Below are 15444 nucleotides of genomic sequence, written 5' to 3'. Positions count from 1 at the left end.
ATATTTTTATATAATACTAATTCCATTCTCCACTTTATATTACGAAAAAGAATAGAACAAAAAAAAATCAACCGAATGGTTGATTTTTTATCTCCTACTATAATGCGCAGTATCAATACCACGCTGCATTAACCAATGATATGTTTCACCCTTTACAACAAGAGGTACAGATTGCAACTCTTCTATCGTCTTCGCACCAAGAGCTGTCATTATAAATTTCAAATCTGTATGTAGAAGCTCAATTTCATCTACTAACTTCTCGATACCATCTTGCATTAAAATACGTAAAAAATAACCAGCAAACGCAGTTGTATTCGCCCCTAATGCGATTGCTTTCGCTACGTCAAGCGCTGTTTGTATACCCCCAGATGCAATAAAAGAGAGGTTATTATTTGTAGAGGTTGCTTCAATAATCGAGGTTGCTGTTTGTATGCCCCAGTTATTAAAATAAGAAAGCATTCGCTGTCTTCTTTCGTTTTCAACAGCAGCAAAATTCGTACCACCTTGCCCACCAATATCAATTGCTGTTACACCTACGTTCACTAACTGTTGCATTGTTTCCTTACTCATCCCAAATCCAACTTCTTTTACAATGATAGGAACTTTACTATTTAAAACAATTTTCTCAATGCGCTGAAGTACTCCAGTAAAATCACGGTCTCCTTCTGGCATCGTTAACTCTTGTATGACATTTAAATGAATTTGTAATGCATTCGCTTCAATCATATCAACGGCGCGCTCTGCCTGCTCGATAGTTGCCTCACTACCTAAATTAGCAAAGAAAATACCATTTGGGTTTACCTTTCTAATCACCTTATAAGAAGCAGCTTCACTTTCATCTTTTAACGCCGCCATTTGCGAACCTACAGCCATAGCAAGGTTATGATGTTTCGCTACATATGCTAATTGCTCATTAATATGTAACGTTTTCTCTCCTCCACCACCAGTCATCGCATTGATAAAAATCGGCGAACTTAGTGAAAGTTCGCCGATTTTTGTTTCACATGTTATTGTGTCATAATTTGAATTTGGCAAGCTTTGATGCACAAAATCAATATCATGAAAGCCATGCGTACGAGACTGACCAGTAGAAAGAGCGTATTCAATATGATCTAATTTACGTTTTGCCCTTACCACTTGTACCCCTCATTATTTCTTTAATTTTTTCAGTTGTTCACCAATAATATCACTTAATTGGAAAGTAGCAGAATCAGCATTTGGCTCATACTGACTATAATCTTCAGTTACATTATTTTCCTCAAGCGCTTCTTTTATACTTAAAGAAATACGTTTCTCTGCTACGTGAACTTCAAGTACTTTCACTTTTACTTCTTGTCCCATTTCCAATACTTCATTCGGATTTTTCACGTGACGATTTGCAATTTGAGATACGTGTACAAGCCCTTCAACGCCCGGTAAAATCTCAACGAATGCACCAAATGTAACAAGGCGTTTTACTACTCCCTCACGAATATCTCCAGCTTTTATTTCGCCAGCAACGTTTTCCCAAGGTCCTGGTTGAGCTGCTTTAATTGATAAAGAAATACGTTGTGTATCAGCATCAACAGATAACACCTTTACCTTAACCTTTTGACCTTGCTCTAACACTTCAGAAGGTTGCTCTACACGTTCGTGTGAAATTTGTGAAATGTGAACTAAACCGTCCACTCCACCAACGTTAACGAATGCGCCAAAGTCAGTTAATCGTTGTACTGTTCCTTCAACAACGTCCCCTTCTTTTAATGAAGAAATTGCTTCTTTTTTCTTAGAATCTAGTTCTAATTCTACTACCGCTTTATGCGAAAGGATTACACGATTTTTTTCACGGTCTAATTCAACAATTTTCACCGCTAATGTTTTACCTTTATAGTCAGTAAAGTCTTCTACATAATGTACTTCTACAAGTGAAGCTGGAATAAAACCGCGAACACCAAGGTCCACAACTAATCCGCCATTCACAATATCTTTTACAGTAACATCAAATACATGACCAGAAGTAAATTTCTCTTGTAGTTCTACCCATGCTTTTTCTGCATCAACAGCACGTTTAGATAAGACAAGATCATCTTCTTCTAATTTAATAATTTTCAACTCTAGTGTTTGATCTAATTCTACAACATCGCTTGCTTTTTCAATATGAACGTTAGCTAATTCACTAATTGGAATTACGCCATCTGTTTTGTATCCAACATTTACAAGCACTTGTTTCTCTTCAACCTTCGTTACAGAACCTGTAACAACGTCACCAACTTGTAATTCTTTTGAATCCATAACTTCTTCATTCATTTTCTCTACCATGGAAATACCTCCCTACAGAATTGACAAAGCATTTTTTATGTATATACGAAATGAAAACAAAGTTTTCATTTGCATGTTTAAGAATTTCTCATCACATACTCTTTTTCAATAACATTCACAAGAAAATATATTAAACCTATATAAATAGTATACAGCAAAACCAGCTTGAAAAAAGTATGTTTTGAAATATAATAGCGAATATATTCTGACAGTTTTATTCCTCTTTAACTAACTTCTTACAAATCAGCTCATTTGTCAAGGAAAGAGACTCACAATTCACGTATCCTTTACATTTCTATTTAAACAAAAAAAGAAAGAGGACTATCCCCTTTCTTTATTTCGCAAACACTCCAGAAACAATGCTCATAATTTTTTGGACAACTTCTTCAATTGATAAAGAAGTCGTATCTAATTCCAATGCATCATCAGCCTTTTTTAGTGGAGAAACTTCGCGTTCTGAATCTAATTTATCACGCTGAGCAATTTCTTCTTTTAGCTGCTCTAAATTAGAATCGAAACCTTTATTTAAATTTTCTAAATGTCTTCTTTCCGCTCTTTCTTCAACAGAAGCAAGCATAAAGATTTTCACTTCAGCATCCGGTAATACATGTGTACCAATATCACGGCCGTCCATTACAACGCCGCCTTTTTTCGCTAACTCTTGCTGACGACGTACCATTTCTTCACGAACAAGGCGATGTTTCGCTACAATAGATACTCGATTCGTCACATCAGGTGTACGAATTACTTCAGAAACATCTTGTCCATTTAAAAATACAAGCTGTGTATTTTCTCCTTGCTGAAACTCAATATTTACATTCTTTACAACTTCCATTAACTGCTCTTCATTTTCAATGTCTACTTTTTGTTCAAGGGCTGCATATGTAAGCGTACGGTACATTGCGCCTGTATCAATATAAACGTAAGAAAGTTCCTTCGCAACAACTTTTGCCACTGTACTTTTCCCAGCAGCTGCTGGACCATCTATAGCAATTGAAATTCGTTTATCCATTGTAACACCTCATTTTTTCACTTATAAAACAAAACGAAAAGCAGGTGTTCACCCTGCTTCTTCTCATTTGCTTCACGTCATTAAATCCTCAATTATTGTAGCATAATCCTTCATAGAAGAAAATGAAAACTACCTATTCACCTGCAAGATTTCCACTTTGTTTTTTACCATGACACCCTCATAATAAACAATTTTAGATAAATATTTCACTGATGACTTATGTATAAATAACAATTGCACAACAGAAAGACAAATGAATTGTATTATTAATATACGAATAAAAATTCTCTCCATCTTTTTCACCGGAATTCTTCCCTCCTATACTATATTTGCACATTTCGTTTCATGATTTTATACATCGTACATATAGCAGTTAATTTTATTGTCATTTTCGAGGCATACTTTTATACATTTCCATTGTCGAATTTACTCAAAACATGTTATGTTCTAAATGTATTTTTTTACTTGAAAGGGGTATAAGCATTGAAAAGAATCCTAGTTTTACACACAGGTGGAACAATTGCAATGGAGGAAGATAAAGAAACTGGGGTCGTACAACCAGGTGAAAAAAATCCTCTTTTAAAATTCATTCCTGATTTAGAAGGCGATGTTGATTTAATGGTTGAAGATGTGTTCCACCTACCATCTCCTCATATGACACCGAGCGAAATGTTACAATTACAAGTCATCATTGATGAAAGAGTAAAACAAGACAACATTCATGGCGTAGTCATTACGCATGGCACGGATACATTAGAAGAAACAGCTTATTTCTTAGATTTAACAGTACAAGCAACTATTCCGATCGTAGTGACAGGTGCAATGCGCTCTAGCAATGAGTTAGGTGCTGATGGTCTATATAACTTCTTATCAGCTGTAAAAGTTGCTAGTTGTGATGAAGCTGCAGAAAAAGGTGTTTTAGTCGTATTAAACGACGAAATTCATTGCGCTACAAATGTAACGAAAACACATACAAGTAATGTTGCAACATTCCAAAGCCCACAATACGGACCAATTGGAATGGTAACAAAACGCGGCGTTGTCTTCCATCACGCTTTAGTACATCACGAAACATATACGATAAACAAAGTGTCTAAAAATGTAGTTGTTCTAAAAGCATATGCTGGCATGGATGATACATTATTAGCAGCAATCGAAAATCTTCCTGTAGACGGCATTGTTATCGAAGCTCTTGGACAAGGTAATCTCCCTCCAAGAACACTACCTAGTCTAGAAAGATTATTAAATAGAGGTATTCCTGTCGTATTAGTTTCTCGCTGTTTCAACGGTATCGTTCAAGACGTATATTCGTATGAAGGTGGCGGTAAACACTTAAAAGATATGGGCATTGTATTCACATACGGCTTAAATGCACAAAAAGCACGCATTAAATTACTTGTTGCATTAGAGAATACAAATTCTCATGAATCCATTCAAAATATGTTTATGCACGAATAAAAAGGAGCTGTCGAGGTTTTCCCGACAGCTCCTTTTTATTTTTCTCTTGATGCAATGGTTTGCGCAATCGCATCTCCATGAAATCTTCCGTTCTCGATAAATATTTCATTTGCATTATTTCCAGCAGCAATGACACCTGCAATGAAAATATTTTCAGCATTCGTTTCCATTCTATCCTCTGTATAAATTGGACGTCCTGTTTCTTCATCAATCTGAACACCCATCTTCGTTAAGAAGCTATGATCAGGATGATAACCAGTCATCGCAAATACAAAATCGTTTTTGATTGTAAGAGCTTCACCATCAACTGTAAACGTTAATGTATGCTCAGTAATTTCTTTCACATGAGCCCCAAAATGCATTTGAATTGTACCATTTCGTACTAACGCCTCAAATTCCGGCAAAATCCAAGGCTTTATGCTTGGTGAATACTCACTTCCACGATACAGTACCGTTACACGTGCACCAGATTTAACAAGTTCTAACGCGGCATCTACACTCGAGTTTTTCCCACCTATAACTACTACATCTCGATCAAAATAAGGATGCCCCTCTTTAAAATAGTGAGCTACTTTCTTCAATTCCTCACCTGGAACATTCATATAATTTGGATTATCATAATATCCAGTTGCTACAACAATATATTTCGCTATATATATTTCCTTACTTCCGTCACGCTTTGTCGTCTCAACCTGAAAAGCTTCTCCATCTTTTTGAACTTTCTCCACTCGCTCAAAAGCATTTACACGTACAGATTTACGTCTTACTACTTCACGATAATACGCAAGCGCTTGATTTCGAACTGGCTTACGATTTTCTGTAATAAAAGCTACATCACCAATTTCTAATTTTTCACTAGAAGAGAAAAATGTTTGATGAGTTGGATAATTATAAATGGCATTTACAATGTTTCCTTTTTCAATTACTAACGGATTTATCCCTACCTTTTGCAACGAAATTGCAGCCGCTAATCCGCACGGACCGCCTCCGATTATAATAACTGTTTCTTTCTGCATACTCGTCCACTCCTAGTCTTCTACCAATACACTATTTATAAAAACAAGAAAAAACCTACTTACAGCAGTAGGCACCTATCTTTATTGTATTCATTTTTCATATATTTGTCATCTAAACGAAACGTACATCCGATAGACATCTGCTAAAAACTGCTGAAATTTAATACCTTGTTTCCCTAATACATTCTCAGGATCAATCTTTCTAGCTGGATCAAGCGTTTTATGTGACACGATATCTTTTTTCGGATTTAAGCCAAAGTTTTGGCATAAATACGCATGATACCATGTAAAACGATTATATGCTTCCCAAAAGTTAACATCACCACCATAACAAAGTTCCACTCCAATGGCCGCCTTATTCGCGTCATAGCCATATAAGTCATTATCCGTCGGCACACCATATCGAACATGATACGCAACTTCATTTATAGGAATAATCTCCAATATTGTTTTATCATCTATAAATGTATGCGCCGAAGCTTTCGGTTGTAATTCATTAAAGTAATCTCGATTCCCTATCGCATTGCTTCCAGGATTCCCCGTATCATGGCTTACAATAAATCTCACTTTAGTCAGAGGAATCCCCGGTCGTGAACTTCCATATCCAATATAGTTGCGCTCTATAGGAAACATCGCCATTGCTACCAACTCCCGCTCTAGAAGATTACCTTACTTCCTTATATATGTATTCGGTAGCAATGTCCTTATCGCATATTTCTTACGCGAAGAGAAAATCGAAAATATTTGAAGTGAACACCATAAACAACAAGATACTTACAGCCACTCCATAAAAACCGTAAAACCAAACACAATCTTCTTTCGTATCTAAACCGAAAAATTTATTTACCGATTGTAATAATGTGCCACGCTTGCTTTGTTTGTTTCGTAATACTTCCACTCGCTCTACAACATCTGCTGGCATCATAAATCTTTGGTCTACTGTCATTTTCATCATTTATCTCTCCTTAAAATCATTTCCGTTTTGTTTATCTAAGGAGAGTATAGCACGTTTGTTCGTATAGAACAAGCGTTCTTTTTATTTTATTTTATTTTATTTTATTTTATTTTATTTTTCAGCAAGCCAAGTAAAAATCGAGATTACAACGGCAATAATCGGCCCTACTACAACCACACCAAATACCAAAAACAGTAACCCTTCCCCGAACATCCGAACGGTACTTATTTTTCGAGCTTTCATCGTTCTTGCAAGTTCTCCCTCTAACCTCTTAACCTTCTCTTCTAATTGTTCTACTCGTTCCAGCATTTCATTCTCCATATACAACACCTCATTTAATACTTCAACAAAAAAACGTGATTCCCTCGAAAGGAAATCACGTTTTCTCAAGATATAATATTTTATACCCAACCTCTGAAGCGGCTTGCTTCAGCCATTTTACGAACACCAACCATGTACGCCGCTAAGCGCATGTTCACTTTACGAACTTGTGCTGTTTCATAAATAGAATCAAATGATCTTACCATTACTTTTTCTAAACGTTGTTCTACTTCTTCTTCAGTCCAGTAGTAACCTTGGTTGTTTTGTACCCACTCAAAGTAAGATACTGTTACACCACCAGCACTTGCTAACACGTCTGGAACAAGCAAAATTCCGCGATCTGTTAAAATTTTAGTCGCTTCTAATGTTGTTGGACCATTTGCAGCTTCAACAACGATTTTCGCTTTAATATCATTAGCATTTTCTTCTGTAATTTGGTTCTCAATTGCAGCTGGTACTAAAATATCGCAATCAAGTTCTAACAATTCTTTGTTTGAAATTGTATTGTTAAATAGCTTTGTTACTGTACCGAAGCTATCACGACGGTCTAATAAATAATCAATATCTAATCCGTTTGGATCATGTAACGCGCCGTAAGCATCTGAGATTGCAATAACTTTCGCACCTGCATCATGCATAAATTTAGCTAAGAAGCTACCAGCATTACCGAATCCTTGAACAACAACGCGTGCACCCTTAATATCAATGCCACGTTTTTTAGCAGCTTCGCGAATACAAATTGTTACACCTTTCGCTGTTGCTGTTTCACGTCCATGTGATCCACCTAATACAAGCGGTTTACCTGTAATAAATCCTGGTGAATTAAATTCATCAATACGGCTATACTCATCCATCATCCACGCCATAATTTGAGAGTTTGTGAATACATCTGGAGCTGGAATATCTTTCGTCGGACCTACGATTTGGCTAATTGCTCGTACATAACCGCGGCTTAATCTTTCTAACTCACGGAATGACATTTCACGTGGATCACAGATAATTCCACCCTTACCTCCACCATATGGTAAATCAACAATACCACATTTTAAACTCATCCAGATTGAAAGTGCTTTCACTTCATTTTCTGTTACATTCGGATGGAAGCGAATTCCACCTTTCGTTGGACCAACAGCATCATTATGTTGCGCACGATATCCTGTAAATATTTTAACAGTCCCGTCATCCATACGAACTGGTATTTTCACTGTCATCATACGAATTGGTTCTTTTAATAATTCATATACTTCGTTTGGATAACCCAATTTTTCTAACGCTTCACTAATAACAATTTGTGTTGAATTCAATAGTTCAAAATGTTGTTCCCTTTGTTGTTGTGTTTTTGTTTGAGTTCCCTTTTCGGCTACCATAGTAAGTAAACCCCCTGTAATTTCACTTGTTTAGTAAACCTTCATTGCCTAGTATACACCCTTAAATTTGGAATGCAATAGAAAACGCTAACAAATATATACAAACTATTTTCTGTTGCAAGCGTTTTCACTATTATTATAGTCCTTTTATTACTTTTAGAAAAGTAAAATACTTAAATATTTAAATATTTTTTATTTTCATCAACCACACTCCCATAAAACTGCATATTTTATTTTCAAAAAGTATGTTCGAGTATTTACAATCATCCCTTCCCTTCTCCAAATAAAAACAAAACCTCAGCTATGTTGTATTAGCTGAGGTTTTGTTTTTTCACAAAGTAATTGTGTATTTGTTCTATCGCGTTAACATCCATTAATTCTTTACCGTACTCCATGATGCGATAAATGGTTGCTGTAGACGGATTACCGTATTCCGCTAAAATAGCTATAAAATCCGCCTTTAACAATTGAATTTGTTCCTCTTCTTCCACCCAAAGATAGAAGCGCTCATCCCACGTATATAGCTTTCCGCCAGTTACACCAAGGTTATATAAGCGATTCGACAGGTTAATTACGTCATCTAGCGTAGCAAACTCATATAATATATGCTCACTTTCATCTAGAGTCACTTGCATTTCAATAAACTCGTCACGGAACTCATCATCTGTATCCATTTCTTGATTTTCTTTCGTTACAATTACAACCATCCCTTGTGCTTGTAGAGAAAACACTTCAACTGCAATCGGACCATCTGCTTCAAACCCTAATTCCTTATTTGCTTCTTGCATCATATCACGAAATAATTGCTGTACTTTCGGTGCATTTCTCCATAAATCTTCTTTCGTTAATCCTCGTTCAGATAAATCATCAAATGTTAGAAAAATTTTTATCTTATTGTAATTTAATCGTTCCAGCCTCATCTCATACCCTCCCTACGTAACCAATGCATCTAATTTTTATTATATGAAATAGAAAATAGATGGTTCTTTTCGAACAACTATTCCGACATTTTTAACCATCCATCCCATTCTTCTTTCGTATCACCAATTAAGATTGTTTCAATGTCCAACTGGTTTAGAACGCCTAGCTTTCCGATAAATCCAACAGAAAGAGATTCCCTTTTTTCTTGTAATAAATTTATAAAGTTCATCGTCTTTTTCATTTCTTGTTCGTCAGCAAAAGATATAAATACATATTTCGGCTGTATTTCCTCTACCGCTGATAACATACCATCTTCAGCTAAGCTTGTCCTAATATATATCGCCTCATATCCTTTTAAGCGTAAGTAAGTTGAAAAAATAAATCCTTTCAATGCATCCTTTTCTAACACAATAACTTTGTGTAAAGAGGAAAACATTGAGGCATTGTGATACACCATCCCTAGACGCGTTTGTAAAAATGATAGTGCATATTGAAATTGCACCATTGAAATCTCATTATTATTTTTTGACGTTAATAATTTGTCTGTCACTCGAAGAACGATACTGGCAACAACCTTTTCTGTTGAATATATACTAAAAGCTTCGTTTAATAATGCAGCAATTGTAATTTCATCAAATTTTAACAAAGCTTGTAGCAAATCGTCCACTAAAACAACTTCTTTATCGAAATGTATCTCTTTTTGAACTGTACTCTGCAAACGATTCTCTTCTAATAACTGAACTGCTTGTCCAATCATCATACCGGAAGAAACTTTTTCCATTAACCATTTTAAAATTTGAATATGCTCTTCTGTATATAAGCGATGCCCAGCTTGATTCCGCTTTGGGGCAATAATTTGATATCGTCTTTCCCATGCACGAAGCGTACTCGGCTGAACTCCAATTATATTCGAAACGGCTTTTATATTATATTTCCCACTAAGAGTTGGCATCATTTCCCTCCGCACAATGTAATGATATGTGTTTGAGCAGGTGCTCGGAAACGAAGTGGTATCAATGTTGTTCCATACCCATTACTAACAAAGAGAATCGTATTCAAATGGTTATATACGCCACCTTTTAAATATTTTTTAGATGGGAATAATCGGATTTGTCCTCCATGCGTATGTCCACTTAACACAAGTGAAATCTGTTCATTTCCAGACATTTTTTTTATTATATCAGGGTTGTGACTAACTAGGATACGAAAACCATCTTCTTTACAATCCGCCAATGCCAAATCTAGACGATCACGGTGCAATCCAACATCATCTATACCGAGCAAACAAATTTTCTCTCCTAATTCAGACTCAAATACCACTCTTGTATTATCTAAAACTTTTACGTTATTTTCTAATAATAACGCATCTAATTCATGATATTCTATCTCATAATCATTGTTTCCCCACACAAAATATACAGGACCTATCTCTCTTAACTTTTGAATATTCGCAGAGATTTTTGATAAAGAGACACCTTTCTCTGCTAAATCTCCTCCGATAATTACGAGATCTACTTTTCCTTTTACTTGTTCAATTAACAAATTCGAAATGACCCTTCTATGAATATCAGAAATAAAAAACACATTTACTTTTTGAAAACTTTTCGGAAATTCTTTAAATACTAAAGTATGTTCCAACACCGTATTACGCATCGCTTCTTTATACATCACAAAAAGTAATAAAATCCCCATGCCTATGAGAGTACTGAATAATATAATCCATATCATATTTTTGACTCCCTCCTCATAAAGATAATCCTAGGCTTTTATAACAAACTGTGATCGCTTAACTCGCTAGCTTTCTTGCTTTGTGGACTTATCTTTTATCGGAATTTTTAATTCTTGACCTGCACTCACTTCATCTTCCTGCAAGTTATTATACTTTTTAATTACTTCAATTCCATTTCCATCTGAAAAATATTGCTTCGCTATACTTTCTAAAGTTTCTCCCTCTTTCACAGTATGCGTTATTACTTTTTCAGAATGTTTCTGCGACTCAGATTTAGCTGAATCAAAGAAGATTACTTCAAACGCACTTTTTCCAGCATTATTACTATCACCCTTCACCTGAATATATTTATCCGTGTACCACAAAATACTAATCGGCAGAAGAATGAATAGAAATGTTAAAACCCGGACGAAAATGTGATTTATTTTAAACTTTTGTTTTTTCTCTTTATTTCTATGAATTTCACTACGCGGCGGTAAACTTTCTTTTTCTTCCACTCGCTCAACTTCTAATTCCTCTTCAAAATCAGGAATTCGTTTCCTCATGTTGTTCACCACCACCTTCCATTTATTTTCTTAATTGGAGTCCCATTATAAAATCAACAAGAAAGTGTGCAAAGATTGTTATAAACAAATTTCCTGTCCATTCAAATACATAACCAAAGACAAAACTAATAAAACAGACGAAACAAAATAAAAATGGCTTTGTTATATAACGAATATGTAACACTGCAAATACGAAGCTCGCAATTACAATTCCAAAATGAGTCTGTACTACACCTCTAAATAAAAATTCTTCTGCAAAACCAATCAAGAACGTAATAACGAGTAAGTGTAGAACGGACATTCCTCGAAACATCTTATCGTTAATACCACCATCATCAAACCATGACTCCGGAAACACTCGCATTGCAACATAATCTAATAACACAATACCAATCGCTAACAAACCACCTATAATAAGTATAGATACTGGTTCCCATTTCCATAAATTAAAGACTTCTTTTACATCTTGAAATAATATATATGCCAGTAAACAGCCAATACCGATAATAATTAACTGTGTTATATATAGATTCAGCCTTATTTCCTGCGGACTCATATCTTCAACATTATGCCTTTGAATGTTCATCATTCCTCCATCTTTTCTAGGCCGAAAAGCTTTTGTAACTCTGTTTCCCAATTATAGTCGAAATCCGATTGTTGCGCTCGTCTTTTTTTATAATCTTCTTTGGTAATACCGCAATAATCGCAGCAATTAATTAACTCTTGCTCTTTCCTATAACCGAACTGTTGCAGCACATATTCACGTCTACACCCTTTAACTTGTATCCATGACTTCATATTTTCTAGCTCACTATATTTATTACGCAACCTTATTTCTACTTCAGCTATTAATCGGTTCATGATTTCATCTGACAAACCTTCTAATAATAATCTTCGTTGTTGTATAATTCCAACCTGTTCGAGATGATAACGAACGAAACGCCAATATTGCTCATTAAATCTTGCTGCATTATAACAAATTTCTTCTACATCTTCTATTGGTAATTCCTTCGTTTGAAATATTCTTTCTTGTAGTAAAGAAAATAAAAATTTTATTTGTGACTTACTTGGCAATTCATCCTCAATGATTGAAATTGGTAAATCATGATCCAACGGACTACATAATAAAATAGCTATACTCGGTTCGCCATCTCTTCCAGCTCTTCCGATTTCTTGTAAGTAAGAGGCTATATTAGTTGGATAATGAAAATGAATAATATATCGCGTATTCGCCTTATTTACCCCCATACCAAATGCACTTGTGCATATTACAAGTTGCAATTGATCGTTCATAAACTGCTGTTGAATTAACATACGCTCTTCATGTTCCATACCACCATGATAAAAAGCTACACCAGTAACACCTTTCACTCTCAAGTATTCCGTTAACCTTTCTGTCCACGCTCTACTTGAGCAATATACAATCCCCGGCCCTTGTAAATACATCACCTGCTCTAAAAGCGCCTCTTTCTTTTCTTCTATCGTCTCTACAAATTGCACATCCATTGCAATATTAGGACGATCAATAGAGTATACATGTTCCGCGGCACCCTTTAAATTTAAACTATCTGCGATATCCTGCAGTACCCCTTTTGTCGCTGTGGCTGTCAATGCTAATACTGTAGGAGAACCAATATTTTCAATAACTACATTTAGTTTTTTATAGTCCGGTCTAAAATCATAACCCCATTGAGAAATACAATGAGCCTCATCAACAACAAATAATGAAATATGAATTTTCTTCAATTCCCTAATTAATAACTCCGACTGCAACATCTCTGGTGAAACAAAAATAAATTTATATGAAGATAATTTTTTCATCGCTTCTCTTTTTTCATTTAATGTCCGAAAACTATTAAATGCTATCACTCGGTTTTTCACAACATACTTTAATTGTGTCACTTGATCTTCCATTAAAGATAATAACGGTGATACAACAAGCACTGTTCCTTCTCGCATAAGCCCCGGAAACTGATAGCACATAGATTTCCCTCTTCCAGTCGGAAGCATTGCTATCACATCTTTTCCTTCTAATAAATCTGTAATTACTCCTTTTTGACCTGGACGAAATTCAGAATATCCAAACCACTTATATAAATATTCTTCAAGTTTCATTTACACCCTCCATCCGCGCTAATACAAGACGAACTTCAAAATAAGAGATATCTTCTCCAACCGCTTGTTTCAAAACACGTAACTTCCGCGTTTGCAATGCTTCAATTACTTTTATTACTTTGTCTATCTTTTCTTTTTCCATAAACATTTCAATAGAAAAATCTTTTTCTCGCAAAGCAATTTCAACAAAATGATCTTCTATCGTTGCAACCTTTAAATTCCGAATCGTCGCTATTTCTTCTAAAGAACGTCCTTGTCTCCAAAAATTATATGTTTTTTTCGTGGATAAACTAAATAATTCAGCTCTCTCATTTGGATAAGATATAATTTCAGCTAATAGTGGAAATTCATTTTCTTTATCACGAACTTCTTGTATAAAGAAATGTATTGTACCCCAAAATAAAAAATACACCCTGAATATATCTTGTTTCGTAATTTCTGCTAATTGTTGCAATGTACAACCAATGCGTTCATAACCCGTTAATCGATATGTTACAATCGTCGCTTCTATCGCATTACTCTTTTCTAAAAGATTATGTACTTCCGTCCATAGTTTTCTCGCCAACTCACTTCTCTTATATGGCCTTCCTGTTAGAAAACGTTTCACCCACATCATTATTTCTGTATCTTGCTGAATTGGAATAAATCTCGTATTATTCTGTTGTAAATTTGATATGGTTTGAATAATTAATGATAATCTTTTCCAAAATGTTTCACCTAATTCACCATAATGTAAACCATGCAAATGCGCCGGAAAAGCATAAACTTCCTCCCATTTATGTAACTGCATTTTACCCGTAGGTGTTAACACATATGTATTTTCATGTATTTCTTGAATAAAATCCGCTTGCAACAACTTTGCAACTTCACCATCATAGTCATTTCTATTTAATGATTTATATATTCCGAACAAAAAAGAAATTCGGAACATATTTCCATCTTGTAAAGTTTGCGAAGAACGTTTGCCCTTTAGTAAATAATAAATAGAAGAAACGGTTCTTTCACCATTCAATTGTTTTAAACAATGCAACAAAGTATATTGTATTTGCATGACCGCTTCCACCTTCCAATCTTAACTTCATTCTTTTCAGTACAATTACACTATCTACTGTCGCTCATTAAACTTATCATATAAGAACTATATACTTGTATATATTCTATTGTATCAAACGAAATCATATTTACGTATTTTGAAAATCTTATGACATAATTCAAAAATAAGTTGACACTCTAATTGATAAGCATTATCATTATAATTTTATGTTGAAAAGTTTTACAAACCGTTTTACAATAAGGTTATAATTTTTATGGCGAGCTTTTCACATACATATTATCAGGAGGGAAAAAAGATGGCAAAATATACAATCGTTGATAAAGATACTTGTATTGCATGTGGTGCTTGTGGCGCTGCTGCACCAGACATTTATGACTATGATGATGAAGGTATTGCATTTGTAACATTAGATGATAACCAAGGTATCGTTGAAATTCCAGATGTATTAATTGAAGATATGATGGATGCATTCGAAGGCTGTCCAACTGACTCAATTAAAGTTGCTGACGAATCATTCGACGGAGACGCTTTAAAATTCGAATAGTCTTTTATTAACTTCAAAAAACGCCCCTCCTATTGATGAGGGGCGTTTTTTGTATCTAAATTTTATTTTCCTTAATAAAAAACCATTAGTAGTTTCACACTACTAATGG

General features: G+C 34.9%; 18 protein-coding genes. 2 read left to right on the top strand and 16 right to left on the bottom strand.

What is annotated here, in order from left to right; genetic code table 11:
* Nucleotides 1-87: 87 nt before the first annotated feature.
* From GD442_RS07310 to GD442_RS07295, 4 genes are all read right to left on the bottom strand, one after another.
* Complete coding sequence (locus GD442_RS07310) at nucleotides 88-1137, bottom strand: type 2 isopentenyl-diphosphate Delta-isomerase (RefSeq protein WP_000251036.1); 1050 nt, start codon at nucleotides 1135-1137, stop codon at nucleotides 88-90.
* Nucleotides 1138-1149: 12 nt separating this feature from the next.
* Nucleotides 1150-2298, bottom strand: coding sequence for a 30S ribosomal protein S1 (rpsA, locus tag GD442_RS07305; RefSeq protein WP_000229559.1), 1149 nt, complete (start codon nucleotides 2296-2298; stop codon nucleotides 1150-1152).
* A gap of 334 nt (nucleotides 2299-2632) precedes the next feature.
* Nucleotides 2633-3310, bottom strand: a complete 678-nt coding sequence (gene cmk, locus GD442_RS07300) for a (d)CMP kinase (RefSeq protein ID WP_000361252.1) — start codon at nucleotides 3308-3310, stop codon at nucleotides 2633-2635.
* A 129-nt stretch (nucleotides 3311-3439) separates the two neighbouring features.
* A complete protein-coding gene (locus GD442_RS07295; protein WP_000738057.1) occupies nucleotides 3440-3613 on the bottom strand; it encodes a YpfB family protein in 174 nt (57 codons plus the stop codon).
* Between the two features lie 180 nt (nucleotides 3614-3793).
* Between GD442_RS07295 and ansA the strand changes: the two genes are divergently transcribed.
* Nucleotides 3794-4768, top strand: coding sequence for an asparaginase (ansA, locus tag GD442_RS07290; protein ID WP_000822025.1), 975 nt, complete (start codon nucleotides 3794-3796; stop codon nucleotides 4766-4768).
* A gap of 35 nt (nucleotides 4769-4803) precedes the next feature.
* Here the strand turns inward: ansA and GD442_RS07285 are convergent, their stop codons facing one another.
* The 12 genes from GD442_RS07285 to GD442_RS07230 all read right to left on the bottom strand — a co-directional run bounded on the left by GD442_RS07285 (nucleotide 4804) and on the right by GD442_RS07230 (nucleotide 14788).
* Nucleotides 4804-5784 (bottom strand): YpdA family putative bacillithiol disulfide reductase, encoded by a 981-nt coding sequence (locus tag GD442_RS07285; protein WP_001168522.1) that lies wholly within the window; start codon nucleotides 5782-5784, stop codon nucleotides 4804-4806.
* 108 nt (nucleotides 5785-5892) lie between these two features.
* On the bottom strand, nucleotides 5893-6423 hold the full coding sequence (locus GD442_RS07280; RefSeq protein ID WP_001240655.1) for a peptidoglycan recognition protein family protein: 531 nt from the start codon (nucleotides 6421-6423) through the stop codon (nucleotides 5893-5895).
* 79 nt (nucleotides 6424-6502) lie between these two features.
* Nucleotides 6503-6739 (bottom strand): DUF3961 domain-containing protein, encoded by a 237-nt coding sequence (locus GD442_RS07275; protein WP_001983018.1) that lies wholly within the window; start codon nucleotides 6737-6739, stop codon nucleotides 6503-6505.
* Between the two features lie 111 nt (nucleotides 6740-6850).
* Nucleotides 6851-7060, bottom strand: a complete 210-nt coding sequence (locus tag GD442_RS07270; RefSeq protein WP_000426763.1) for a hypothetical protein — start codon at nucleotides 7058-7060, stop codon at nucleotides 6851-6853.
* An 80-nt stretch (nucleotides 7061-7140) separates the two neighbouring features.
* Nucleotides 7141-8427: an NAD-specific glutamate dehydrogenase gene (gene gudB, locus GD442_RS07265; protein ID WP_000225173.1), complete on the bottom strand. Its 1287-nt coding sequence runs from the start codon at nucleotides 8425-8427 to the stop codon at nucleotides 7141-7143.
* Between the two features lie 311 nt (nucleotides 8428-8738).
* Nucleotides 8739-9347, bottom strand: coding sequence for a genetic competence negative regulator (locus GD442_RS07260; RefSeq protein WP_001235402.1), 609 nt, complete (start codon nucleotides 9345-9347; stop codon nucleotides 8739-8741).
* 77 nt (nucleotides 9348-9424) lie between these two features.
* On the bottom strand, nucleotides 9425-10300 hold the full coding sequence (locus GD442_RS07255; RefSeq protein WP_001142718.1) for a MerR family transcriptional regulator: 876 nt from the start codon (nucleotides 10298-10300) through the stop codon (nucleotides 9425-9427).
* Nucleotides 10300-11076, bottom strand: a complete 777-nt coding sequence (locus GD442_RS07250; RefSeq protein ID WP_000637791.1) for a metallophosphoesterase — start codon at nucleotides 11074-11076, stop codon at nucleotides 10300-10302. Before GD442_RS07250 ends, GD442_RS07255 begins: the two co-directional genes overlap by 1 nt.
* Before the next feature lie 66 nt (nucleotides 11077-11142).
* Nucleotides 11143-11622: a LysM peptidoglycan-binding domain-containing protein gene (locus tag GD442_RS07245; protein ID WP_001231553.1), complete on the bottom strand. Its 480-nt coding sequence runs from the start codon at nucleotides 11620-11622 to the stop codon at nucleotides 11143-11145.
* A gap of 22 nt (nucleotides 11623-11644) precedes the next feature.
* Nucleotides 11645-12208, bottom strand: coding sequence for a CPBP family intramembrane glutamic endopeptidase (locus tag GD442_RS07240; RefSeq protein ID WP_001025780.1), 564 nt, complete (start codon nucleotides 12206-12208; stop codon nucleotides 11645-11647).
* Nucleotides 12208-13737, bottom strand: a complete 1530-nt coding sequence (gene recQ, locus GD442_RS07235; RefSeq protein ID WP_000762975.1) for an ATP-dependent DNA helicase RecQ — start codon at nucleotides 13735-13737, stop codon at nucleotides 12208-12210. The genes GD442_RS07240 and recQ overlap by 1 nt, the downstream gene beginning before the upstream one ends.
* Complete coding sequence (locus GD442_RS07230; RefSeq protein WP_001167004.1) at nucleotides 13727-14788, bottom strand: YpbB family protein; 1062 nt, start codon at nucleotides 14786-14788, stop codon at nucleotides 13727-13729. Before GD442_RS07230 ends, recQ begins: the two co-directional genes overlap by 11 nt.
* 298 nt (nucleotides 14789-15086) lie before the next feature.
* Here GD442_RS07230 and GD442_RS07225 point away from each other — a divergent pair, with 298 nt between their 5' ends.
* Nucleotides 15087-15335: a ferredoxin gene (locus GD442_RS07225; protein ID WP_001151993.1), complete on the top strand. Its 249-nt coding sequence runs from the start codon at nucleotides 15087-15089 to the stop codon at nucleotides 15333-15335.
* Nucleotides 15336-15444: the final 109 nt, after the last annotated feature.

The sequence above is a fragment of the Bacillus sp. A260 genome (genome assembly GCF_009861435.1).
In the GTDB taxonomy this organism is placed as follows: Bacteria; Bacillota; Bacilli; order Bacillales; family Bacillaceae_G; genus Bacillus_A; species Bacillus_A cereus.
Note: the sequence above shows the minus strand (reverse complement) of the source record. Positions and strands in the feature narration are given on the sequence as shown.

What these genes read in the sequence shown, in the direction of transcription:
- GD442_RS07230 (WP_001167004.1), bottom strand. Translation starts at nt 14,788, where the DNA reads ATGCAAATACAATATACTTTGTTGCATTGTTTAAAACAATTGAATGGT.
- GD442_RS07270 (WP_000426763.1), bottom strand. Translation starts at nt 7,060, where the DNA reads ATGGAGAATGAAATGCTGGAACGAGTAGAACAATTAGAAGAGAAGGTT.
- GD442_RS07240 (WP_001025780.1), bottom strand. Translation starts at nt 12,208, where the DNA reads ATGAACATTCAAAGGCATAATGTTGAAGATATGAGTCCGCAGGAAATA.
- cmk (WP_000361252.1), bottom strand. Translation starts at nt 3,310, where the DNA reads ATGGATAAACGAATTTCAATTGCTATAGATGGTCCAGCAGCTGCTGGG.
- GD442_RS07280 (WP_001240655.1), bottom strand. Translation starts at nt 6,423, where the DNA reads ATGGCGATGTTTCCTATAGAGCGCAACTATATTGGATATGGAAGTTCA.
- GD442_RS07285 (WP_001168522.1), bottom strand. Translation starts at nt 5,784, where the DNA reads ATGCAGAAAGAAACAGTTATTATAATCGGAGGCGGTCCGTGCGGATTA.
- GD442_RS07260 (WP_001235402.1), bottom strand. Translation starts at nt 9,347, where the DNA reads ATGAGGCTGGAACGATTAAATTACAATAAGATAAAAATTTTTCTAACA.
- GD442_RS07275 (WP_001983018.1), bottom strand. Translation starts at nt 6,739, where the DNA reads ATGATGAAAATGACAGTAGACCAAAGATTTATGATGCCAGCAGATGTT.
- GD442_RS07245 (WP_001231553.1), bottom strand. Translation starts at nt 11,622, where the DNA reads ATGAGGAAACGAATTCCTGATTTTGAAGAGGAATTAGAAGTTGAGCGA.
- recQ (WP_000762975.1), bottom strand. Translation starts at nt 13,737, where the DNA reads ATGAAACTTGAAGAATATTTATATAAGTGGTTTGGATATTCTGAATTT.
- GD442_RS07255 (WP_001142718.1), bottom strand. Translation starts at nt 10,300, where the DNA reads ATGCCAACTCTTAGTGGGAAATATAATATAAAAGCCGTTTCGAATATA.
- GD442_RS07225 (WP_001151993.1), top strand. Translation starts at nt 15,087, where the DNA reads ATGGCAAAATATACAATCGTTGATAAAGATACTTGTATTGCATGTGGT.
- rpsA (WP_000229559.1), bottom strand. Translation starts at nt 2,298, where the DNA reads ATGGTAGAGAAAATGAATGAAGAAGTTATGGATTCAAAAGAATTACAA.
- GD442_RS07250 (WP_000637791.1), bottom strand. Translation starts at nt 11,076, where the DNA reads ATGATATGGATTATATTATTCAGTACTCTCATAGGCATGGGGATTTTA.
- gudB (WP_000225173.1), bottom strand. Translation starts at nt 8,427, where the DNA reads ATGGTAGCCGAAAAGGGAACTCAAACAAAAACACAACAACAAAGGGAA.